This window comes from Bacillus sp. FSL W8-0640 (assembly GCF_038007725.1).
Lineage (GTDB): Bacteria > Bacillota > Bacilli > Bacillales > Bacillaceae_G > Bacillus_A > Bacillus_A cereus.
Genome location: NZ_JBBOXT010000001.1, coordinates 5,231,676 through 5,256,400 on the forward strand (window position 1 = coordinate 5,231,676; position 24,725 = coordinate 5,256,400).

Here is a 24,725-nt window from a genome sequence, read left to right on the forward strand (position 1 = left end):
AAAAAACCTACACTAAATATCATTTATGAAAGAAATTTGGCTTCAAAATTTCATTCGGATACGGTTTATGATAAATGTGGGTGGTAGCTGGAGATAATGGTGGAATAAGCCATACCCAATTACCTGTTACAACACGACCACAAGCAGCTTCTTGCTTCTCAAATTGCTGAAATTGTTGTGCAGCAGTATGGTGATCAACAATACTAACTCCTTGTTTTTTAAAGGAGTGTAGTACGGCAATATTCAACTCAATTAGCGCCTTATCTTTCCATAAGGTACCGTTTCTCGATGTATCTAAATCCATCATCTCCGCAACAGCCGGAAGTAAATTATAACGATCATGATCTGCTAAGTTGCGCGCCCCAATTTCTGTTCCCATATACCATCCATTGAACGGAGCGGCTGTATAAGAAATACCGCCAATTTCTAAACGCATATCTGAAATCATTGGAACACCATACCATTTTACTCCAAGTGATGAAATAGGGTATTCCGGGTGTTCAATTGGCACTTCTTTTACTTCTTCTCTCGGAATTTCTTTATATATAGGCGCTTTTCCATCTATAGAAAACACAAGTGGCAATACATCGTAATTCGTACCTTCTCCTTGCCAACCAAGCTCCTGACAAAAGTCCGTAAATGTAGCGGAATGAGAATCACCAATCACTCCCGTTTCTGTTTTATATCCTGCATATCGAATCAATTGGTGATTATAAATTCTTATATTATTTTCTTCACCTTGATATTGCTTAAAAATCGTAATGGTTGGTTTAACTTTTCCGTCGTTCGTTGCATATTTAATATGATGAATTAATGCATTATATACACCCTCTTCATCATTTACTTCGCGCGCATCTAATATGTGCATCTTACTCCAAAATAGTCTTCCAATACATCTATTACTGTTACGCCATGCCATTCGTGAACCATGAACAAGTTCTTCAAATGTATGCTCATATGTCCCTGTCTTCTCTATCTCAATTTGAATTTCTTTTATACGTTCTTCTATCAATTGTTCTTTATGAAGCTCCTTATAACAAATCGTAATAAAATTACTTGCTTCCTCTATTAATTGTTTCGTTTTACTCATAAACAATCTCCTTCTATTTCAACAAAACCCTGCTACTTTACAGTATAAGCAAAAAGGATAGGAGTCACAAATGAAAGTGAGAGTGTTACTTTTATTGTAATATTTTTCAGAAAATTAATGGAATTACTATTGACTTATATGGAAAATGGGTGTATTTTTGACTCAGGTAAAGTATTTTTACCTAGACCAACTTTTTAAGTCGAAAGGAGGGAATGTTATGTCTTCATTTCAATTGCCAAAGCTTTCATATGACTATGATGAACTAGAGCCACATATTGATAGCAATACACTTGCCATTCATCATGGAAAGCACCATGCGACATACGTAAACAATTTAAATGCTACTTTAGAAAATTATACTGAATTACATAATAAATCTTTAGAAGAATTGCTATGTAATTTAGATGCTTTACCGAAGGAAATTGTTACAGCTGTACGAAATAACGGTGGTGGTCACTATTGTCATAGTCTTTTTTGGGAAGTGATGAGCCCACGAGGTGGCGGTGAGCCTAATGGAGACGTTGCAAAAGTAATTGATTATTATTTCAATACCTTTGACAACTTAAAAGATCAACTTTCCAAAGCAGCTATTAGTCGTTTTGGAAGTGGCTATGGATGGCTTGTTCTTGACGGTGAGGAACTCTCTGTTATGAGTACACCAAATCAAGATACGCCTTTGCAAGAAGGGAAAATCCCCTTACTCGTAATTGATGTATGGGAACATGCTTATTATTTAAAGTATCAAAATAGGCGCCCAGAGTTTGTTACCAACTGGTGGCATACAGTAAACTGGGACCAAGTAAACGAGAAGTATTTACAAGCAATTCAATCACAAAAACATTAGTCGTACGTATAAGGTAAATTTGGTAATGTAAAATCAGTATTGTCGAAATCCTCCAGAATCCCCCGGATTGCCACCGGGGGATTTATGATTACTTCATTGTATTTATATAATGTTTTAAAATATTTTTTATTTCTAGTTTCAGCTCTCGGAACAAAAATCCGAATTCACGAGCCTTTCCATTATGTAACGTACAGTTAGTTACCTCATTATAAGGAGCTATATTTCCCCCAGCTTTCTGAATGAGTGCTTTTATTCCTGTCTTCTCTTCTATGAAATGAATAATTTCTTCCATAGAAACTACTCCGTTACTACAGGCGTTAATTGGTCCTCTCACATTTGCCATTCCGCACCAAGCTAGAAACTCTCCTGCCTCTTTTTCATGTATAAATGACAAAGTTCCATCTACATGATCCACAACGATAGGTTTTTGGTTCACAATACATTCAACGTAAAATTGTAACCTTTTCGTATAATCATTTTCTCCAATAACAACTGGAAAACGCACTGCAACGACTGGGAATGTTGCATGTTGAAATACAACGGCTTCAGCTAATCTCTTTCCTTCACCATAATTGAAGTCATTCCTATCTCCATACGCGATTGCATACTCGTATGGATTAAAGTCTTCTTCTGATAAGCTTAGGGCAGGTTCATAGACGGCCATTGAAGATGTCATAACATATTTCTTCGTTTTCCCTCGTAACACTTCACATATTACCTTCGCTGCATTCGAGCTATAGCATAAATTATCGTATACAATATCATAACTTTTATCTCCTAGACGCTCTGCTAGTTGTTTTTCATCTTCCCTATCTACAATAAGTCTTTTTACTCTACTGCCAAAAGAATCTTCCGTAATTCCTCTCGTCGCAATCGTTACATCGTGCCCCTCTTGCAAAAGTGCTTCTACTAAATATTTACCAAAAAATCTTGTTCCCCCTAGCACCAATACTTTTTTCAACTTCATCATCCCCACTTTAGCAAATTGTAAAATACTACCTCTCTATTATAAGTGCTAACATATAAAAAGCATGGAATTCGTTTAACGATTCCATGCCTTTATACAGATAATATATTAACGTACTCGATATTTATAAATACAATAACAGAAGTATAAAATAGAAATTACAGATACATAAACCCATAATTCATATACGAATCCCTCTCCCCACACTCCCATAAAATAAAAGAGTGAAGGTAAAGTCAATGTTACCCATGATTGTACGAAGGCAATCCTTCCAAGATATTGATTAATGTTCTTCTTTTGTGTATTTAATACAAAGAATAAATACCAAAGTAATGCCCACATAAACCACGTTAACGCATTAACAACATCATGGAATTGAACAAATGAAACAACCATATAGAATAAGGCTATAATTGCTACCCAAATACAAAACCATCCTAGACCACTACTATCCATTCCTTTTATAAAAGTAACACCTACATATAAATAAGTTAATCCAAATAAGAAAGTAGCCGCATATGAATACACTGTCCAATTGCTTTGGTCAGAAATCATAATCAAATAAAACGGAATAATAATTTGTAGTGCACCCACAAATAAATTAAAAACACCCGCACTTTTCATCTCTGCTTTCCCTAATATAACAAGACTATTTAAAAATAAAGCTGCTCCTGAAAGTAATAATCCTACATAACCCATATATATTCGTGTGAAAATCTTTACCTTTCACACTTTTAACCTCCCCACACTATAAAATGATACTTATATTATTTTTCTTCCCATTTAAAACTACATACATAATTTTTCACCTAAATAAGTCAGACCTCCTACCTCAAAAAAAGGAGTGAACTTAAAACGCTTTCAATAATAAATAATCCTATCAAAACATGAACTAGGATTCCTTGATTATAAACGTACTCTAGCAATGATACAAGTGTTGGAATACATTTCAATAATACGCTTTCAATTCCCATAAAAAATTAATAAAATAATACATTACTCTATCTCATTCTACTACCTTCTAGCATAAGATATTGTAAAATCATATCATTTAAAACAGCGAACGTTCTTTTCTAGGTTCGCTAATAAACTTAGTAGAAAATGAATATAAAAAATGACCTCTTGCTTTTATGCAAAGGTCATTTTTTATATTCATCATTAAACTTCTAAATAGCCATTTTTATTATTTGATTGCCATTTCCAAGAGTCAGCACACATTTCTTCTAATCCGCGTGTTGCCTCCCAGCCTAATTCACGCTTTGCTTTCGATGCATCAGCAAAACATACTGCCACATCACCTGGGCGACGCTCTGTAATTTTATAAGGAACTTTCTTGCCCGAAACTTTTTCAAACGCTTCAACCATCTCTAGTACACTATAGCCCATGCCTGTGCCCAGGTTATAAGCATCTACTCCTGTTGTACTCAGTACTTTCTCAAGCGCCTTTACGTGACCATTTGCTAAGTCCACAACATGGATGTAATCACGGACTCCTGTTCCATCTTTCGTTGGATAGTCATTTCCGAATACGCTTAATTCTTTTAACTTACCTACCGCTACTTGCGTTACATATGGCATTAAGTTATTTGGGATTCCATTTGGATCTTCTCCGATACGCCCACTTTCGTGTGCACCAAATGGATTGAAATAGCGAAGTAATGCGATACTCCATTCTGCATCTGCAAATGCTACATCACGCATAATTTGCTCAATCATTAATTTCGTTTGACCATATGGATTTGTTGCACTTAATGGAAACTCCTCCGTAATCGGTGACGTTTCCGGGATACCATATACAGTTGCAGATGAACTAAAGATTATCTTCTTTACATTATGTTTCTGCATTACTTCACATAGCACTAACGTGCTTGTAATGTTGTTATGATAATATGTTAATGGAATCGCTACTGACTCCCCTACAGCTTTAAATCCTGCAAAGTGAATAACTGCTTCAATTGAATTTTCTTCAAAAATTGCGTCAAGCGCTTCGCGATTTAAAACATCTTCTTTATAAAACTTAAATTGTTTTCCTGTTATTTCTTTTACTCGATTTATAGATTCTACCGAGCTATTCGAAAGGTTATCCACTACTATAACTTCGTAACCGCTATTTAGTAATTCTACACATGTATGACTACCAATATATCCTGCTCCACCTGTTACAAGTATTGCCATAATTATAGTCCTCCATATTTCATTCATTATAAACTTCTCAAAGTATATCACATATTTCTTATCCTATGTTTAACATGCGAACACAGAAACTTACATTTTATCCCATAATAATTTTATAACATATACGATTCTAATCAGGTAATAAAAAAATGCCACATAATAAAAATTATGTGACGTTTTTTATTAAATTACGTAACAATATACACTTAGAAAATGCGCAAGACTACCTAATAATACAAAAACATGAAAAATTTCATGATGCCCCATATATTTAAACTCTAACCATTTTGGCTTTGTTCCATAAATAAATCCACCAATTGTATAAAAAATGCCCCCAAGTACTAAGAAAATAATGCCTCCTGTACTTAAATTCTCAGCTAACGGTGCAAAGAATAAAACAATTAACCAACCCATCGTAATATAAATTGCTGTCGATAACCACCTTGGACAATTAAACCAAAACATTTTAAATACAATGCCACAAATCGCAGTTGCATAGACTAAACAAAATAATAGCAAACCACTTGCTGAATTTAATGTAATTAAGCAAAAGGGTGCATATGTACCTGCAATTAATATAAAAATCATAGAATGATCTAGCTTCCTAAAGAAGTATATAACACGTTCATTGGCCACAACACTATGATATACAGCTGACGCCGTATAAAGGACCATCATTCCAATACCAAACAAAATAACAGCTGTAATTGCAGCAAATGATGGCATCTTGATAGAAACTTTCACAAGCATAGCTAATAACGCAATAAATGATAATATCGCTCCACCTAAGTGAGTAAATGCATTAACTGGTTCCCTTACATAAGCATTCATAATAACACCCCTCATATAATTACATGTAGTTTTGATAACTACATGTAATTATATACACATTTCTTTTTAAGGTCAACATTTACAATTCATTTGTTTCGTAATACCATATTTAAAGATATATTAAACATTAAGTTCCACTAAGTTATAAAAGTGAGGGATTCTACGTGGAAAATATAAATGAATTACTTAAGACATTACATTTAGAAAAAAACATTAAACTTGAGGATATTCCAAATGTTGACTTATATGTAGACCAAGTTGTCCAACTATTTGAGAATACTTATGCAGATACAACGAGAACTGATGATGAAAAAGTATTAACAAAAACGATGATTAATAATTACGCAAAGGGGAAACTATTCATCCCTATCAAAAATAAAAAGTATTCAAAAGAGCATATGATTTTAATTAGCCTAATTTATCAATTAAAGGGAGCTCTCTCCATTAATGACATAAAAAGTTCATTAGAAACTATAAATGACTCCTTATTAAATGATGATTCATTCGAATTAAATACGTTATACAAAAATTATCTTGCTCTTACTGAAAGCAATGTCGAAAGCTTTAAACAAGACGTAAATAACCGTGTTACAGAAGTAAATGAGATTTCTTCCTTAGAAGATACAAAGCTAGAAAAATTTCTACTACTAACATCCTTCGTGACTATGAGTAATATGTATAGACGTTTAGCTGAGCAACTAGTGGATGATTTAAAAGAATCATAAATAAAAAACTATCCACCTATTAAAGTGGATAGTTTTTTATTTACTTAATTGCTTCATGAACTTTTAGTTGTTTCCCTTTAATCGTTGTAGTCTTCATGACTTTCAAGACAAGTGGTCCTTTTCCATTTAATATTTCAACGTAAGAAACATTATCTTGTATCGTAATAATACCTATATCTTCTGCTGTAACACCTTTAATTTTAGCAATTGTACCGACGAAATCTACCGCCCTAATTTTCTTTTTCTTCCCGCCATTAAAGTACAGCTTCATAATGCCTTTGTTGATATCTGCATTTTTATCTTTCTTTATAATTGGTTTAGCATGTATCTTTTCTTCAAATGCAGCTTTCTCTTTCATAACTTCTTCTTTTGAAGGTCCAATTGCCTTTGGAATTTCAAATCCAATATACTCCTCAATCTCTTCTAAAAATCTATTTTCATATGGTGTTATAAATGTAATAGCTTTTCCACTATTTCCAGCTCGTCCCGTTCTTCCAGTACGATGTACATAGCTTTCTTTTTCAAGTGGAATATCATAATTAATAACATGTGTAATATTATCAATATCAATTCCTCTCGCAGCTACATCTGTGGCTACTAAATAACGGAATTTTCCTTTTCTAAAATCATCCATGACTTCAAAACGATCTTCTTGTACCATACCACCATGTATTTTGTCACAAGGATAGTTAGCTCGTTTTAATTGTCTATATACATGATCTACATTTTCTTGTGTACGACAGAAAATAATACAGCTATCAGGATTCTCAATCGTTGTTACATCTTTAAGTAGTGAAAGCTTCTCGTCTTCTATCACCTCAAAAAGAGTATGTTCAATTTTATCCGTCGTAATCCCAGCTGCTTTAATTTCAATATGAATTGGTGAATTCATATATGTACGAGACAATTTCTCAACATCTTCTGGAAGTGTTGCTGAAAATAACATCGTCATTCTTTTTGTAGGTAATTCATCAATAATTGCCTCTACTTGATCGATAAAGCCCATATTTAGCATCTCATCTGCTTCATCAATAACTAAATACTTCAAACACTCTAAAGAAAGGGTACCCTTCTCAATATGATCCAACACACGACCAGGAGTACCAACTACAATATGTGTCTTTTGCTTTAATTCTAATTTTTGACGTGCAAATGGAGATTTCCCATAAACTGCCGCAGCCTTAATCCTTTTGAATCGACCTATATTTGTAATATCTTCTTTTACCTGTACCGCAAGCTCTCTCGTTGGTGTTAAAACTAATGCTTGTGGTTTATTCTCTTCCCACTCCACCATTTCACAAAGTGGAATACCAAATGAAGCTGTTTTTCCACTTCCAGTCTGGGACTTCACAACAAGATCCTTCTTTTGTAATGCAACTGGAATAACCTCACCTTGTACTTCTGTTGGATGATCATACCCTAACCCAGTAAGTGCCCTTACAATTTCCTTACTTAATTTATAATCAGAAAAACTTTTTTTACTCATATATTAACCTCATTTTATTCTGTATTATTTTCTTTTTTATCTTTTGTATACGTTACTATCACCCTACTTATTATACTTGAAACCTCACATAAAAAGGTGAATCATGCCAGATTCATCTTTTTATATAGAAACAAACCTTTTCATTTCATATATTGTTCAACTACTTGATAACATCTTTTGCTTGCATTGTTAGCATTAACCTTTTCATAGTATCCTACATCCACTCCAAAAAAATAAAAAGAATACATACAACCTTGTGTAATTATCTTAATTTTTCAACCTTTTTCATAAACGAACAATAAAAATAAAAAAACGTTTTAAATTCGTTTTTAACGTTGTTTTTCAGGTATAAAATCTACTTTTTCAAAAAATGTTAAGAAATTCTTTGACTTCTTAATAAAAATAATGTAAATTATCCTATGGACGAACATTTTTAATTAATAAAAATAAAATATTCGTATTTTAGGGGTGTAAATGATGGAAAACGTATTCGACTATGAAGATATTCAATTAATTCCTGCAAAATGTATTGTAAATAGCCGCTCTGAATGTGATACAACTGTCACTTTAGGAAAACATAAATTTAAATTACCTGTCGTACCTGCAAATATGCAAACGATTATTGATGAAAGAATTGCAACTTATTTAGCTGAGAATAACTACTTTTATATCATGCATCGTTTCCAACCAGAGAAACGAATCTCATTCATTAGAGATATGCAATCACGTGGATTAATCGCTTCTATCAGCGTTGGTGTAAAAGAGGACGAATATGAATTCGTACAACAATTAGCTGCTGAGCAACTGACACCTGAATATATCACGATTGATATCGCACACGGTCATTCTAATGCTGTGATCAACATGATTCAACATATTAAAAAACATTTACCAGAGAGCTTCGTTATCGCTGGAAACGTTGGAACTCCAGAAGCGGTAAGAGAATTAGAAAATGCTGGTGCCGATGCAACAAAAGTTGGTATTGGACCTGGTAAAGTTTGTATTACTAAAATTAAAACAGGCTTCGGAACTGGTGGTTGGCAGCTAGCTGCACTTCGCTGGTGTGCAAAAGCTGCAAGTAAGCCAATTATCGCTGATGGTGGTATTCGTACACACGGCGACGTAGCTAAATCTATTCGATTTGGGGCAACTATGGTCATGATCGGTTCTCTATTCGCTGGTCACGAAGAGTCTCCAGGGGAAACAATTGAAAGAGATGGCAAACTTTATAAAGAATACTTCGGTTCTGCTTCTGAATTCCAAAAGGGTGAGAAGAAAAACGTTGAAGGTAAGAAAATGTTCGTTGAGCATAAAGGTTCTTTAGAAGATACGTTAATCGAAATGGAACAAGATCTTCAATCTTCTATCTCTTACGCTGGTGGAACAAAATTAGATGCTATTCGTACTGTAGATTATGTTGTCGTGAAAAACTCGATTTTCAATGGTGACAAAGTATATTAATTCTTAAATTAACTTGAAGGACAAGTATTTTCATGCTTGTCCTTCTTTTTTGTATATAAAAATGAAAAAAATTTTAATTTAACTGAATTTTTTATCATTATATTTTTAGATAGTCTTAAGAAGGAGTATATACGACTTGAAAAATGTAATAGAAAATCGTCTTAATTGCGCAGAGGTACCTGCTGAACTAACATGGGATTTATCCGATTTGTATAATTCTGATGCCGAATAGCATACTGCATTAAACGCATTGGAAAATGATATACAGAAACTTGATTCATTTAAAGGACATTTACATACTAGCTCCCATACTTTATTAAATTGCCTACTTTTAGAAGAAGAACTTTTAATGACGTTAACAAAACTGTACTCATATGCAAATTTAAAAGAATCTACTGATCGTACAAATCCAAGTATTCAAGCGAACTCTTCCAAAATTGCTGCTTTATGGACGAAAGTACATACTGCACTATCCTTTATTCATAATGAAATCCTCTCATTCGGCGAAGGAACAATTGAAAAATATTTAACTGAAGAAACAAAACTTGAACCTTTCCGTAAATCGTTACTAGAAATACTACAAAAAAGGCAGCACACACTGCATCCACTGCAGTAGCTCAAATGATTAAAGAGGAAGGACAACCTGCTTATTGATCGCTGGTGGTACAATGAAACATGCCTGAGTAGATATGTCAAAACCAGATGCAATCCGTAAAGCTGTTTCTTACGTTGGTTCATTAATTGATAAATTAGAGCATTCTTATCAAGTATAAAAAATAAACCCTCGCTTTATGAGGGCTTATTTCATATTTACTTCCCAAACCGTTTGCGATATCCACATTTCCTGCAAAGTTCTTCAACCGCAACTCTTTTCGAAAATCCATCGACAATGTTTGTTGCTCTTTCACCTTCGATAATGTTAGAAAATGAATCATTATTAATATTCCCAAGGTTAATAATCCCTTCACCATCTAAACAACAAGGAATAACTGTTCCATTCGCTAAAATACCCGCTTGATTACGAAGTCCATGACAGAATCCTTTCCCATCATCCTCTTCTTCATGTAATGCTGGCCACTGGAATTCATAGTCTTGATTAATAAAGACACGTTCTGCAATTTTTATACCTTTTCCTGGTGTAAGCTTCTCTTCAATTTGATAAGATAGATCAAATTCATTTTCAATTATAGATAATAACTCTCTATTTTTCTGGATTTCAGCATTCGTTTTATTATCCTGAGTTAAATTCCATAACCTTAACGATACAATTAAATCTGATTGACTTGTCGCTTCCCTAATGAATGAAAGTATACTCCTTACATAGCCCTCTTTATCTTGCGAACCTGGATGTCCATCAAAACTATGCAGTGAAAAATTCATTTGTCTTAACGCAGGCTTATTTAACAGCCTATGTCTTCTCTTATTAATTAACGTTCCGTTCGTTGTAATATTAACTTTAAACCCTTTTTCATGACTTAAGTCTAATAGTTGATCTATTTTCGGGTGGAGCAACGGCTCACCCTTCACGTGCAAATAAATGTAGTCTGTGTGAGGTTTAATTTGGTCTAATCTTTTAGCAAAATCCTCCACAGAAATGAATTGCTTCTGCCTTTCCGTCGGCGGACAAAAGCTACACGCAAGATTACATACACTCGTAATCTCCAAGTAAAACTTCTTAAACTTCTTCACCTTTAATTCCTCACTTCTCTAACTACTTATACTTTTTCCTCTTCATATTACAGCATATTTTTATGGAAATAGAAACATACTTATTTTAGGAAATCTACATACCATCTAATAATATTTAAAAGACCATCGGTAATTTTTGTCCAATGGTCTTTTTATCCTTTTATATGCAAAGAATAAATTTATTTATGATACGGTTCATCGTAACTATTCTAAATAAGGTTATTTTTTATTATTTTCATAATTAAATTTAACAAAAAAGGTAGTGCCTTCCGATCCTGTTTGAATTTCTATTTTTGCATTATGGCGGGCAGCAATGGCATAACATACACCTAACCCCAATCCAGTTCCATTATCTTTGGTCGTGTAAAACGGCGTACCCAGTTTCTCTAATACTTCAGGCCTGATACCTTTTCCTTGATCCCGCACTGCAAGCACCACACAATTTTGACCTTCCTTGTAAGTGCTAATGGTTAGAACTTTCCCTGTATTCATCGCTTCTAAGCCATTACGATATAGATTCATTAATAATTGCCGTATTTCATTACGATTTAAAAGTAATTCTGGAATGTCATTTGTATCGACTTGAATATATTTATTTTGATTGTACGTATCAATCTTTATTAAAGGAATAATATCGTGGATAATTGAATTTAAATCTAACATCTGCAAATCCGATTTCCTTGTATTACCCATTGAGAGAAATTCAGTAATAATAGAATTGGCACGGTTAAGTTCTTCAATCATTAAATGAAAGTACTTATTATGTTTCTCATAGGTATTCTCTTCTTTTAATAACTGTAAAAATCCTAGTACTGTTGTCATTGGATTTCTAATTTCATGGCTGATACCTGCTGCCATTTGCCCTATTAAATCTATGTTGGATAATCTTTTCAATTCCTGTTCATATTTCTTTTTTTCCGTTATGTTTTTAAAAATACAACAAATACCATCATCATACGGGTATGCAATAACTTCGTGCCAATATTCATCTGCAGTAGAAAGAAATTCGAAATGAACTGTAGTTCGCTCTGACATCGCACGATGAAATTCCTTATACATAACTGTGTCGATTTCACTCGGGAAAACATCCCATATATTCTTTCCTAATACATCTTTTGCTGTTTTTCTTTTCGGAAAATATTGGTGCTTATTTACGTACGTAAATTCCCATTTATTATTTAAAATAAAAAATCCATCCGTAATACATTCAATCACACTTGTAACTTTTTCATTAGCAGCAGCTAGCTCTCTCGTTCGCTCTTCCACTATGCTTTCTAGTTGATCCATATATGACAAATTCGAAAACGTAGGGGCTGTGGCATCAACGATAGATTTTGCTAGTTGAAGTTGAGAATGATCATAATTGTGAGCTTTTCCTTCTTTGCCAACGACGATTACCCCTAATACTTCTCCAATTGAAACCAATGGAATCATCAATAGACCCTTACTATCTATATTTTTTGTTTGAATAACTTCTTGAATCTTGGCTTCATAGCTTTTCTCTGTCCAATCCGCTTCTGTCCAATAACAACCCTTACTTAATTTCGTTGTTTTAATTGTTGTTTTATCTAGCGGATCTAGAAGATGGGCAGTCATATTTTTACTCTCTAAAATCTGTTCTAGGTAAAAAAAGCATTTATCAAAACTCTCCTGTATCGAGGAACACATTGATAAATCACGTGTAACATTTAGTAACAGCTGCTTCTCAGCAATAAGGTTTTCCTTTTGTTTTAAATTATTTGTGTTTTGAATTGCAACCGCAGCCATATTTACATAAGCTTCAACACTTTGAATTTCTGAATCTGTTAAGTTCATCGGAATTCCATAATCAAATAAAAAAACTAGACCAAATAACTCTTGCCCAAATGAGATAGGCAGAGCTAATAAGGACTTAATTTTGAATGCATTAACCGGTCTCGGATCTGGTCGATGATCCTTTGAGGTATCAGGAATATAGATGGTTTTTTTCGTTTCAATAACCTCTTTTGCCAGTAAGTCTATTTCAGGATCAATTACTTGAGTATCGAGCGTTACGCCATTTATAGTCTCTGGTTTTCCTGCAAACCCTCTAAATGTTCCATCTTCCTGGGGTAAATAAATTCCAACAGCATCGCACCTAACAATTTCCTCTGATATCGCCATTGTCACACGCTGCAATACGTCACGTAGTTCTAATTTCGTATTTATTATTTTTGTTATATTTGCGAGTCTAGAATATCTCGTCTGATCACTTACCATTCACATAGCCTCCAATTATAGGCATAATAAAATAAATATGATAATATCAGTGTTTTACATAGAATACATTACTTATGATACGGTTCTCCACGATTAATCCGAAACGCTCTATACACTTGCTCAAGCAACACTAATCGCATTAATTGGTGTGGTAATGTCATCTTTGAAAAAGAAAGTGATTCATTTGAACGCTTCATCACTTCTGAGCTTAGTCCAAGTGATCCACCAATTACAAATGCGACTTTACTCTTTCCGTATGTAGCAAGGCGATCTAGACTTACCGCAAATTCTTCTGATGACTTTTGCTTTCCTTCTATAGCTAATGCAATCACATGCGTGTCATCAGAAATTTTATCGAGTATACGTATACCTTCTTTTTCCTTTACAATTAACATTTCTGCTTCACTTAAATTTTCTGGCGCCTTTTCATCAGGTAATTCAATTACTTCTACTTTTGCGTATGCAGATAATCGTTTTAAGTATTCTGCTATACCTTGTTTCAAATATTTTTCTTTTAATTTCCCAATTGAAATAATCGAGATATTCACACGTATCCTCCACCTTACAAACATGTTATCCACAAAACTTATCCACATATCCACAAATACTACCCACATATTGTGTGGGAATCTGTGTTCGATACAACATATGTCGCCTCATTTTGACAAAATTCACATGTTTTTTTCTCTTTTCCCGAGTTATCCACATTGTTGATAACTGGTGCAACTTCACACTCATCCACAATAATATCTAACGCTAATTCAACATGTTCTAAACAACAAGGTAAATTCATTTTCTACACCTCACTTTTCTACAATAGAAAACAGGAGGTAGGCCCTCCTGTTTTTAATACTTTTGAATGCCTAATTTCACTGTTGTTGTTACTCTTTTTGTACCACGATAAAACGTAAGAGTCATTTTATCATTAATTTCCTTATCATATAAGGCCGTACGGAATCCAATAATATCGCGAATCGGTTTTCCATCTACTGCCACAATAACATCATGTTCTCTTAAACCAGCATCCGCACCTGGCGAAGGACTTTTCACATCCAAAATACAAACGCCCTCTGTTACAGTACCTGGTAAATGTAATGTTTTTGACCAATAATAGTTTGGGATTTCATTTAATGACCTAAGTTCAATCCCAACATACGGTCTTCTTACTTTTCCATACTTCTCAAGTTCATTCATAATCGGAACAGCTCTAGTCACCGGAATAGCAAGGCCGATTCCTTCTACTTCTTTTGCAGCAATTTTCATTGAATTAATACCAATTAATTGTCCTGCTGCATTTACAAGCGCACCACCACTATTCCCCGGATTAATCGCTGCATCTGTTTGTAACACTTCTACTTGCCAATCATAATGTCCATCTTGATCTAAATCTACAGGGACAATACGTTCATTAGCTGAAATAATACCTTGTGTAACTGTTCCAGAAAATTGCAGTCCAAGTGGGTTTCCAATCGCAATAACTGGTTCTCCTCTGCGAACAGTATTAGAATCGCCAATTTCAATTATTTTTTTCACATGCTTTGCATCTATTTCTAATACAGCTAAATCTGTGACTACATCGGTTCCTAATACTTTTCCAGGAACCTTCTTACCATCACTTAGACTTACTTCAATACGATTCGCTCCAGCTACAACATGATTATTCGTTACAATATAAGCTTGACCATCTGTCTTTTTATAAATTACTCCTGATCCTGTACCGGCCTCTGAATCTGCCTCTGAAAAATTATCTCGTTGAATGTTAATAACACCCACAACAGCTTCAGATGCACGATCAACAGCATCTACAAAGCTAATCTGTTTAATCCCTTGAGCTTCAGCCATATTACTTCCGCTTGCTTCAGCTTGCGGAAGCGTATCAGCAGAATTCGAAAATAAAGGCGCTCCAAACGCAAATAAAGAAGCTCCTACAATTGTTCCCGCTATACTCGAAAGAACTATACCTTTGTGCTTCTTTTTTCCTGCACGTTTCATACGATAACTTTCTTCATCAATAAAGGACATATTTGTTCACCTATCTTCCTGAAAACAACTATATTCACCTTTATTGTTTACTAAAATGAAGAATTATACGTATTGAATTTTTGTAGGCATTTTTGGATCTGTATCGTGAATTTCAAAGGATTCACCCACTCCAAATCCTTTTTCCTCTAGTACTTGTGATACTGACATACGCGCTAGTTCTTTCATGTTATTATCTAAGCTTAAATGGGCTAAATAAATATGCTTTGTCTCATCTGTAATTACATCTGCCATCGCTAATGCAGCATCCTCATTACAAACATGCCCAACGTCACTTAAAATACGTCGTTTAATGCTCCATGGATAACGTCCCATACGAAGCATTTCTACATCATGATTACTTTCAAATACAAAAGCATTAGCTCCCTTAATAACGCCCTTCATACGGTCACTTACGTATCCCGTATCTGTAATAAGCGCTAATTTCCTATTATTGTTATGGAAAGCATAAAACATCGGTTCTGCCGCATCATGAGAAACTCCAAATGACTCGACTTCAATATCACCAAATGTTTTCACATCACCAACTGAGAAAATAAACTTTTGTTCAGTTGGGATATTTCCTATTAAATGTTCCATTGCATTCCATGTTTTCTCATTCGCATAAACAGGTAAATCATATTTACGTGCCAATACACCTAATCCTTTAATATGATCACTATGCTCATGCGTTACAAGAATACCTGATACATCATTTATATTTAGTTCTGCTTGTTTAAATAAAGCCTCTGTTGCTTTACCACTTAAACCTGCGTCGACTAGTAATTTTTTTTCATCGGTTCCTACGTATAGCATATTTCCTGTACTTCCACTTGCAAGTACGCTAAAATGCAACCCCATTCTTTCTCACTCCAGTATGTTCATCAACCACTTGATTTTCCTTTTCTCCTAATTCCATAACTTGTCCTTCAATTGCATTCACAAAGAAGTCCTGCTTCTGCTCCGTTTTTAAATTCCACGTTGGAGCAAGTACTTGGTTATTAGAAGTAGATGCGGTAAGAGTGGCATAACCAATTTGCGCTTCTTTAACATGCGTATTTCCATGAATTTTATTTTTTAAATACAAATTTTCTAAAGCTGTTTGAGCCGTAATAATTTCTTGCTCTTTCGTTTTTTCACCTTCGCCCATTTCTTTTAAATCAGTTAGCATTGTCTGCGTATATGAAACAAGTTCATTTTTTTCATTTAATTCCACAACAATCATCGCCTGATTATTATAGAAAATAGGCTTATCTTTATATTTTTGGAAGAAATAAATTTTAGAGTCTTTCACCGCTCCAAATTCATACTTTTGTCCATCCAATACATAGTTCTTCAAAAATTCATTATACTTATCTTTTGATAATGATTTCGTATTTAAAAAAGGCTCTTTTAGCTTACTTTCTATCTTGTACATATTTTGTATATGCACCGTTTGATTTTTCAAAGACTGTATATCTTCTTCTTTAAAGGCTTTATTTTCCGCTCTAATAAATGACTCTTTTTTCGGTTCTTTAGGGATATTTCCCATCGTAATTTTATTTGCTTTTAATTCTTGATCTATCTTTGTTTCTGCAATAAGCTCCAATTGATTACTATCTTGCTTTTGAATGAATTGGAAAATGAGAAAGAGGTCCAAAACAAAAAAGGTCACAATAAATATGGTTTTAATCCGATCCCAATCCATTTAGTCCTCCCTCACTCCACTCATAGATTTTCTGTTTACCTGTTTCATCTTCAACAAGCTTTACATACCAAATTGGTTGTAGTCGAACCACTTGCCCATCTAGTGATAACTTGTATCCAATGCCAATATCCTTAATTAATTGTTTCTTTATCTCTGGGTTATTTTCTAGGGATGCTATTACAACATGCCCTGACGGAAGAGTAACCTTCTGTTCTATACCTTTAGTATTTAAAGACAGCAACGGTCTTTCATATTCCATTACTTCTTCTGATCCCCATACTTGTCTTAATTCCGCTAATCCATCTGCATTGAATACTGGATATCCATCTTCATTTAAGCGAAATACTGTCTCTCCTTTATTCATATAGTCCAAACGATATGAATCCAAACTGCCACTGTGACCACTTACAAATTCAAAGCTTTTTTGTAAAAGCATTAAATTATCTATCGTTTTCTCAGTTAAAACAGAAGAGTTTTTATACTTTAGCATGTGACGATCGTTTTCAATTTCCATGGATCTAATACCATCTGTAAATGTTTCTTTCGACATCTCGGTAATCGGACTTAAATAACGAGGATCACTAAACAGAGTATTCTTAAACGTATCAACTGCTAAATTAGATGAAATATATGTTATATTGCTTAACTCTGTCGTTCCATCTGGTAAAAATAATTTTTTCATATCATTAAGTTGATAATCAAAATAAGGTTTTGCTGATACTATAAATTGATTTTGGGCATTTACAATATCTTTTAAATACAAGCCACTTAATTTTGCCTCGTATATTTTAAAGTTATCACCATCAGAAACAAAGTTAATTTTAATTTCTTGATCCTTACTTCTAGAAGGATCAAGGAGAATACGATTAAAATGTTTAGGCTTATCTGTACTTTTCTCTTTCATGTTGAACATGGATTTAACTGCATCAAATGGGATATCGGTAGGAAAAACAAGTTCAACTTTCCCTTCACCATGCACATATGAAAGGAAATCCCCCTTAGTGATTGATATCTCTCTAAAACCATGTAGTTCCCCTACTTCTAGAGGCTTATAGATTGATTCTATATCTGCCTCTCTTCTGCTCCCATAATGATTTTTATCTTTATGCACGATGATAGAAGTAGGACGGACAACATCGGAAATTTTAGTTTGGTTCATTCCTTCATTCCCCTGTACAAATTTCGCGTTTTGCATGGATGTAGAATCTGGCACATACGTCCATAGATTAAAAGTAAGAAATAGGCTAATTACAACTAGGTTAATTAAAACTATTGTTTTAAAGTTTTCCATACTCATTCCCAATCGTCCTCTTCATCTGCTGCCATTGGTAACGTGAAATAAATAGTTGTCCCTTTTCCTTCTTCACTCTTCGCCCAAATAGAGCCACCATGTGCCTCAATCATTTCTTTTGCAATTGCTAATCCAAGTCCCGTACCACCCATTTGTCTTGAACGAGCTTTATCTACGCGATAAAAACGTTCAAAGATTTTATCAACGTTTTCTTTTGGAATACCCATTCCTTGGTCACTTACACTAATTTCTAATAAATCACCGCGATCACGTAAACGATATGTTACTGTTCCACCTTCTGGTGAATACTTTAATGCGTTAGAAATAATGTTATACAGCACTTGAGTAATTTTGTCAGTATCCATATCAATAAATCTAGATTTCTTAGAGAAAGATCGTTTGAAACTTACATTTTGCTCTTTAGACATTTCAAAGCGATCAATAATATTATTAAAGAAATCAGTAAAGTCGACCCATTCTTTCATTAAACGATGCTCTGTACTATCCAGTTTAGATAGCTGTAACAACGCATTTACAAGTCTAATCATTCTTTCTGTTTCTTCTTGTGTAACCGTTAAAAATTGTGGTGCAATATTTGGATCCTGCCATGCTCCATCTGTAAGTGCCTCTAAATAACTGCGCATCGTCGTTAATGGCGTCCTTAATTCATGAGAGACATTTGCCACAAACTCACGGCGTTCCCGTTCTATACGTTCCTGCTCTGTTACATCATATAGTACAGCAATTAAGCCGTTTGCCTTCCCTGTTTCTTTTTGAATAACAGAGAAACTAGCACGTAAAATATATGGTTCGTTTCTCGTACTAAAATCTAATAAAACAGAATCTGGCTCTTCATATAAATGATCGAGCGTAAATTCTTCCTGTATCCCTAATACCTCTAAAACAGATTGATCGAGCGCTGTTTCACGAGAAACATTTAACATCTTTTCCGCAGGGTCATTTAGTAAAATAATATCCCCTTTTCGATCAGTAGCAATTACTCCATCTGTCATATGTGATAAAACAGATGATAATTTACGCCTTTCACTTTCTGTAGAAGAACGAGCTTGTTGTAATTTTTTCGATAAATTATTGAAGGATAATGCCAGTTGTCCAATTTCATCATGGCTATGCACTTTTACTTTTCTGGAATAATTTCCTTTTGCCATTTCAATTGCTTGTCTCCGCATATCTGAAATTGGTCTTGTAATTGTTTGAGCCAATAAAATCCCAAGTACGGCCGTTACTAATAAAGCAATTACTGTTCCCGTAGCAAAAATTTGATTTATATCCTTCATTTGTTTATATACATCTTCCATAGATGCCACAATGTAAATAACACCAAGCGCATCCTTACCGTTATCATCTAGAATCGGAGTAAGCATAACTTGAACACGATGACCTGTACTACCATCCTTCTCAATTTTCACTTCTGGCTTTTTTTGTACTAACACTCGCTGAACAGCTATATCAGTTGATGTTCGATTCACCTTATTCTGCTTTGATTCATCTGAAATAGCCAGTAACTTTCTGTGCGAATCAAATACACTTACCTCTTGTATAACTTTCTTCTGATCAGAGGCAAATTTTCGAATTGACGTTTTAATCGTTTCATCTGTTGACTCTGTTTCTGCTTTTGTATAACTTTTTTTAAACTCTTGCTTCAAATTATATGATAATAAGTTTGTTTGCTGCGTTAAAGAATCCCTAAAACCTTGTACTAAGCTCTTCTCTAATTCCCTTACGAAATATACTCCAATAACTTGCATCGCTATTAATATTAATAGCATATATATAAGCACAAATTTTAAATGAATAGATTGAAAAAAACCAACTTTCTTCATATACTATTCCTGCTCTGGGTCACGCAAGTAATACCCTACTCCACGTCTAGTTACAATTAAAGTAGGATGGCTTGGATTATCTTCAATTTTTTCACGCAAACGACGTACTGTAACGTCTACTGTGCGCACATCTCCAAAATAGTCATAACCCCAAACTGTTTGTAATAAATGTTCGCGTGTCATAACTTGTCCTAAATGTTTCGCTAAATAATGTAGCAACTCAAATTCACGATGTGTAAGCTCGATATTTTCCTCGCGCTTCGTTACACTATATGCATTTGGATTAATCACAATTGGTCCAATAACCATTTCTGTATTTTCTTCTTTTTCCGCAGCACCACCTTGTTGATGGCGGCGTAAATTCGCCTTCACACGAGCAAGTAATTCCCTTGTACTAAATGGCTTCGTTACATAATCATCTGCCCCAAGCTCAAGCCCTAATACTTTATCAATCTCAGAGTCCTTTGCTGTAAGCATAATAATCGGCATTTCTGAGCTTTTACGTATTTCACGGCAAACCTCTAAGCCGTCTTTACCTGGTAGCATAATATCTAATAAAACCATATCTGGTTGCTCTTCATTAGCCTTTTCAATTGCTTCATCACCATCATGTGCCATTACTATTTCAAAACCTTCTTTTTCTAAGTTAAACTTCAAAATATCTGCAATCGGCTTTTCATCATCAACTACTAAAATTTTCTTTCCCATCATCGTCTATTTCCTCCTTATAAAAATATGGTCAATAATCCCTAAACATATTGATGTTTACATAGTATGTCCTATATGATCGCATCCTTTGTTTAAGTATTTTCTCCTCTATTCTCATAGACTCATGTATGATCCACTTTTACACGGCATCTTATACGATCTATAGAAAAACCTCTAGCTTCAACTGCTAGAGGCTCCCCGTTCTATTTTAAAATAACTACTCAGTTTTGTAAAATTACATAAATAAAAAGGATATTAAGTGGGCCCACTTAATATCCTGAGAGTGGCTCGGGACGGAATCGAACCGCCGACACGAGGATTTTCAGTCCTCTGCTCTACCGACTGAGCTACCGAGCCAAAACTATATATAAAACCACTAATGGTGGTATAAACAAAAGTGGCGGTCCCGACCGGGGTCGAACCGGCGATCTCCTGCGTGACAGGCAGGCATGTTAACCACTACACCACGGGACCAAAAATAAGCAAAAAAAAACATGACCCGTACGGGATTCGAACCCGTGTTACCGCCGTGAAAGGGCGGTGTCTTAACCACTTGACCAACGGGCCACGAAAAATAAAATGGTGAGCCATGAAGGACTCGAACCTTCGACCCTCTGATTAAAAGTCAGATGCTCTACCAACTGAGCTAATGGCTCATACTCACCAACGTCATATTTTCGTGACGACAAGATGTATCATAACATGTATTCTGTATTTATTGCAATACTTTTTTTGTTTTTTTATAAAAGAATAAGAAAAAACTCATGCGGACATGAGTTTTTTCTAAATACTATTAATTAAGCTTCGTATACGTTACGAACAATATTTGTTTGGTTACGATCTGGTCCAACTGAGAACATAGATATTTGAATTCCTGTTAACTCAGAAACACGTTCTACGTATTTTCGTGCATTTTCAGGAAGTTCATCTAATGATTTTACACCAGTAATATCTTCTTCCCAACCTGGAAGCTCTTCATATACAGGCTCACATTTTGCTAAAATGTTTAAGTTAGCTGGAACTTCATCAATAACTTCACCATTGTATTTGTAAGCAACACAAATTTTAAGAGTTGGAATACCTGTTAAAACGTCGATAGAATTTAATGATAGATCCGTTAAACCACTAACACGACGTGCATGTCTTACAACAACGCTATCGAACCAACCTACGCGGCGTGGACGACCAGTTGTCGTTCCATACTCGCGACCAACTTCACGAATTTGATGACCAATTTCATCATGAAGCTCAGTAGGGAATGGACCATCACCAACGCGGCTTGTATATGCTTTACATACACCTACAACGCGAGTAACTTTCGCAGGACCAACTCCAGTTCCAACTGTTACACCACCAGCAATTGGGTTAGAAGATGTAACGAACGGGTACGTACCGTGGTCAATATCAAGCATAACACCTTGCGCACCTTCAAATAATACACGGTGATTATTATCTAATGCATCATTTAATACAACAGATGTATCACATACATATTGCGCGATTTGTTGCCCGTACTCGAAGTACTCTTCGAAAATTTCTTCTACAGTGAAACCTTCTGTATCGTACATTTTTTCAAATAAACGATTTTTTTCTACTAAATTGCGCTCAAGCTTCTCTTTAAATGCTTCACGGTCTAAAAGATCAGCCATACGAATACCAATACGAGCAGCTTTATCCATATATGCAGGACCGATACCTTTTTTCGTTGTACCGATTTTGTTATCACCTTTACTTGCTTCTTCTAACTCATCTTGCTTTAAGTGGTAAGGTAAAATAACATGTGCACGGTTACTTACACGTAAATTATCAGTACTTACACCACGATCGTGTAAGTATTTTAACTCTTCAAGTAATGCTTTTGGATCTACTACTAATCCGTTTCCGATTACACAAATTTTCTCTTTATAGAAAATACCAGATGGAATTAAGTGTAATTTATATTTAACTCCGCCGAAAACAATTGTATGTCCCGCGTTATTTCCACCTTGATATCTTGCAACTACTTCCGCATGCTCAGAAAGAAAATCAGTGATTTTACCTTTTCCTTCATCGCCCCATTGTGTTCCTACAACTACTACTGAAGACATTATTAAAGCACCTCCGCAATTTTCAAACGATCTATTCAAACAATATAATTGTACCAAAACCGAAAGAGAAGTCAACCGAAAAGCGAACATTTTTTCACAAAAAAACATTTTCGTTCGTAAGAATTATATATTTAACTTATGAAAGCCTTATCTTTCTTATAAAAAAAAAGAAACACATCTTATTATAAGAAATGTGTTTCTTTTTTATACTGCCTTTATGCCGGTGGAGCATGTCCATCCTCAAAACGACGTTCTAAGTTAACGAACTTATTGAACTCTTTGACGAATGCAAGTTCCACTGAACCTACTGGACCGTTACGTTGTTTTGCAATAATAATTTCAATTGTATTTTTGTTTTCCGTTTCTCGATCATAGTAGTCTTCACGATATAGGAAAGCTACAATATCAGCATCCTGCTCAATACTTCCAGATTCACGAATATCAGACATCATCGGGCGTTTATCTTGACGAGATTCTACACCACGAGATAACTGTGATAAAGCAATAACAGGCACTTGCAATTCACGTGCAATCCCTTTTAAGGTACGAGAAATCTCAGATACTTCCTGCTGACGGTTTTCTCCTGATTTCCCACTTCCTTGAATAAGCTGCAAATAGTCAATCAAAATCATACCAAGACCTTGTTCTTGCTTTAATCTACGACATTTTGCTCGAATCTCATTTACTTTAATACCTGGCGTATCATCAATATATATACCAGCATTTGAGAGACTCCCCATTGCCATTGTTAATTTTGCCCAATCATCGGAAGTTAATGAACCAGTACGAAGTCTTTGTGCATCAATATTCCCTTCTGCACAAAGCATACGCATAACAAGCTGATCAGCACCCATCTCCAAACTAAAAATCGCTACATTTTCATCCGTTTTCGTCGCTACGTTTTGTGCAATATTTAATGAAAATGCCGTTTTCCCTACTGATGGACGTGCTGCCACGATAATTAAATCATTTCGTTGGAAACCTGCTGTCATCTTATCTAATTCAGTAAACCCAGTTGGTATCCCAGTAACTTCACCCTTTTGATTATGCAAAAGTTCAATTTTGTCATAAGCATCTACAAGAACATCTTTAATGTTTTGGAATGCTTTTGCATTCGTTTGATGGGATACTTCTAATATTTTTTTCTCAGCCTCATTTAAAAGACCATCCACATCATCTTCTCTCTCGTATCCATCCGATACAATATGAGTCGCCGTGCGAATTAAACGACGTAAAAGCGCCTTTTCAGCGATGATGCGTGCGTAATATTCTACGTTAGCTGCAGTTGGCACAACTTCTGCTAACTCTGCTAAGTAAGAAACCCCACCAACTTCTTCTAGTAATCCTTGATCAGCCATTGCTGATGTCATCATTACTAAGTCGATCGGCTCTCCCTTATCAGATAGCCCAAGCATGACTTCAAAAATCTTTTGATGTTTCGTTCGATAGAACGAATCAGGTACCAATAACTCTGATGCTGAAGTTAACGCATCTTGATCAATCAATATGGCCCCTAAAACCGCCTGCTCAGCCTCTATATTATGCGGAGGGGTACGATCAGCAAGTACATCACTCATACGCAA

General features: G+C 34.8%; 21 protein-coding genes, 4 tRNA genes and 1 pseudogene. 4 read left to right on the forward strand and 22 right to left on the reverse strand.

What is annotated here, in order from left to right; genetic code table 11:
- Nucleotides 1-19: 19 nt before the first annotated feature.
- Nucleotides 20-1,090, reverse strand: coding sequence for a nitric oxide synthase oxygenase (locus N2V80_RS27020; protein ID WP_000047625.1), 1,071 nt, complete (start codon nt 1,088-1,090; stop codon nt 20-22).
- A gap of 217 nt (nt 1,091-1,307) precedes the next feature.
- Between N2V80_RS27020 and sodA the strand changes: the two genes are divergently transcribed.
- Nucleotides 1,308-1,934, forward strand: a complete 627-nt coding sequence (gene sodA, locus N2V80_RS27025; RefSeq protein ID WP_000094035.1) for a superoxide dismutase [Mn] — start codon at nt 1,308-1,310, stop codon at nt 1,932-1,934.
- 88 nt (nt 1,935-2,022) lie between these two features.
- Here sodA and N2V80_RS27030 read toward each other — a convergent pair whose 3' ends face one another.
- From N2V80_RS27030 to trhA, 4 genes are all read right to left on the reverse strand, one after another.
- Nucleotides 2,023-2,904, reverse strand: coding sequence for an NAD-dependent epimerase/dehydratase family protein (locus N2V80_RS27030; RefSeq protein ID WP_080450970.1), 882 nt, complete (start codon nt 2,902-2,904; stop codon nt 2,023-2,025).
- Between the two features lie 105 nt (nt 2,905-3,009).
- A complete protein-coding gene (locus N2V80_RS27035) occupies nt 3,010-3,600 on the reverse strand; it encodes an AmiS/UreI family transporter (protein ID WP_000542569.1) in 591 nt (196 codons plus the stop codon).
- A 459-nt stretch (nt 3,601-4,059) separates the two neighbouring features.
- Nucleotides 4,060-5,076 (reverse strand): UDP-glucose 4-epimerase GalE, encoded by a 1,017-nt coding sequence (gene galE, locus N2V80_RS27040; protein ID WP_000996548.1) that lies wholly within the window; start codon nt 5,074-5,076, stop codon nt 4,060-4,062.
- Nucleotides 5,077-5,259: 183 nt separating this feature from the next.
- Nucleotides 5,260-5,907 carry a PAQR family membrane homeostasis protein TrhA gene (gene trhA, locus N2V80_RS27045; RefSeq protein ID WP_000995363.1) on the reverse strand — a complete coding sequence of 216 codons (648 nt, stop codon included), beginning with the start codon at nt 5,905-5,907 and terminating at the stop codon, nt 5,260-5,262.
- 164 nt (nt 5,908-6,071) lie between these two features.
- Between trhA and N2V80_RS27050 the strand changes: the two genes are divergently transcribed.
- Entirely contained in the window at nt 6,072-6,632 is a 561-nt protein-coding gene (locus tag N2V80_RS27050) for a DUF1836 domain-containing protein (RefSeq protein ID WP_000427884.1), read from the forward strand.
- Nucleotides 6,633-6,672: 40 nt separating this feature from the next.
- On the opposite strand, the gene N2V80_RS27055 is transcribed toward N2V80_RS27050, so the two are convergent.
- Nucleotides 6,673-8,118, reverse strand: coding sequence for a DEAD/DEAH box helicase (locus N2V80_RS27055; RefSeq protein WP_000039343.1), 1,446 nt, complete (start codon nt 8,116-8,118; stop codon nt 6,673-6,675).
- Between the two features lie 477 nt (nt 8,119-8,595).
- Between N2V80_RS27055 and guaC the strand changes: the two genes are divergently transcribed.
- Entirely contained in the window at nt 8,596-9,579 is a 984-nt protein-coding gene (gene guaC / locus N2V80_RS27060) for a GMP reductase (RefSeq protein ID WP_000432447.1), read from the forward strand.
- Between the two features lie 136 nt (nt 9,580-9,715).
- Nucleotides 9,716-10,186: pseudogene (locus N2V80_RS27065) on the forward strand (oligoendopeptidase F); the annotation flags it as partial.
- 203 nt (nt 10,187-10,389) lie between these two features.
- Here N2V80_RS27065 and N2V80_RS27070 read toward each other — a convergent pair.
- From N2V80_RS27070 to dnaB, 16 genes are all read right to left on the reverse strand, one after another.
- The gene (locus N2V80_RS27070) at nt 10,390-11,268 is read right to left on the reverse strand and encodes a radical SAM/SPASM domain-containing protein (RefSeq protein WP_000713633.1); all 879 of its coding nucleotides are present in this window, start codon (nt 11,266-11,268) and stop codon (nt 10,390-10,392) included.
- 219 nt (nt 11,269-11,487) lie between these two features.
- The gene (locus N2V80_RS27075) at nt 11,488-13,506 is read right to left on the reverse strand and encodes a GAF domain-containing sensor histidine kinase (RefSeq protein ID WP_061655700.1); all 2,019 of its coding nucleotides are present in this window, start codon (nt 13,504-13,506) and stop codon (nt 11,488-11,490) included.
- A 68-nt stretch (nt 13,507-13,574) separates the two neighbouring features.
- Nucleotides 13,575-14,054, reverse strand: a complete 480-nt coding sequence (gene rlmH / locus N2V80_RS27080; RefSeq protein WP_001027003.1) for a 23S rRNA (pseudouridine(1915)-N(3))-methyltransferase RlmH — start codon at nt 14,052-14,054, stop codon at nt 13,575-13,577.
- Between the two features lie 59 nt (nt 14,055-14,113).
- Nucleotides 14,114-14,299: a CxxH/CxxC protein gene (locus tag N2V80_RS27085; protein ID WP_001052831.1), complete on the reverse strand. Its 186-nt coding sequence runs from the start codon at nt 14,297-14,299 to the stop codon at nt 14,114-14,116.
- Between the two features lie 53 nt (nt 14,300-14,352).
- Nucleotides 14,353-15,528, reverse strand: coding sequence for a S1C family serine protease (locus N2V80_RS27090; RefSeq protein WP_000008042.1), 1,176 nt, complete (start codon nt 15,526-15,528; stop codon nt 14,353-14,355).
- A 63-nt stretch (nt 15,529-15,591) separates the two neighbouring features.
- Nucleotides 15,592-16,386 (reverse strand): MBL fold metallo-hydrolase, encoded by a 795-nt coding sequence (locus N2V80_RS27095; RefSeq protein WP_000522837.1) that lies wholly within the window; start codon nt 16,384-16,386, stop codon nt 15,592-15,594.
- Entirely contained in the window at nt 16,370-17,212 is an 843-nt protein-coding gene (locus tag N2V80_RS27100) for a two-component system regulatory protein YycI (protein ID WP_000383740.1), read from the reverse strand. Before N2V80_RS27100 ends, N2V80_RS27095 begins: the two co-directional genes overlap by 17 nt.
- On the reverse strand, nt 17,193-18,509 hold the full coding sequence (locus N2V80_RS27105) for a YycH family regulatory protein (protein WP_016111063.1): 1,317 nt from the start codon (nt 18,507-18,509) through the stop codon (nt 17,193-17,195). Before N2V80_RS27105 ends, N2V80_RS27100 begins: the two co-directional genes overlap by 20 nt.
- Nucleotides 18,506-20,347: a cell wall metabolism sensor histidine kinase WalK gene (gene walK / locus N2V80_RS27110; RefSeq protein ID WP_000755367.1), complete on the reverse strand. Its 1,842-nt coding sequence runs from the start codon at nt 20,345-20,347 to the stop codon at nt 18,506-18,508. The genes N2V80_RS27105 and walK overlap by 4 nt, the downstream gene beginning before the upstream one ends.
- 3 nt (nt 20,348-20,350) lie before the next feature.
- Entirely contained in the window at nt 20,351-21,058 is a 708-nt protein-coding gene (gene walR, locus N2V80_RS27115; RefSeq protein WP_000971865.1) for a cell wall metabolism DNA-binding response regulator WalR, read from the reverse strand.
- 281 nt (nt 21,059-21,339) lie between these two features.
- Nucleotides 21,340-21,412: transfer RNA gene (locus tag N2V80_RS27120), tRNA-Phe, on the reverse strand.
- A gap of 41 nt (nt 21,413-21,453) precedes the next feature.
- Nucleotides 21,454-21,529: transfer RNA gene (locus N2V80_RS27125), tRNA-Asp, on the reverse strand.
- A gap of 21 nt (nt 21,530-21,550) precedes the next feature.
- A tRNA-Glu gene (locus tag N2V80_RS27130) sits at nt 21,551-21,622 on the reverse strand.
- A gap of 13 nt (nt 21,623-21,635) precedes the next feature.
- Nucleotides 21,636-21,711 (reverse strand) — tRNA-Lys (locus N2V80_RS27135).
- A 141-nt stretch (nt 21,712-21,852) separates the two neighbouring features.
- Nucleotides 21,853-23,142 carry an adenylosuccinate synthase gene (locus N2V80_RS27140; protein ID WP_000100238.1) on the reverse strand — a complete coding sequence of 430 codons (1,290 nt, stop codon included), beginning with the start codon at nt 23,140-23,142 and terminating at the stop codon, nt 21,853-21,855.
- A 215-nt stretch (nt 23,143-23,357) separates the two neighbouring features.
- A complete protein-coding gene (gene dnaB, locus N2V80_RS27145; RefSeq protein ID WP_001286148.1) occupies nt 23,358-24,719 on the reverse strand; it encodes a replicative DNA helicase in 1,362 nt (453 codons plus the stop codon).
- Nucleotides 24,720-24,725 lie beyond the last annotated feature (6 nt).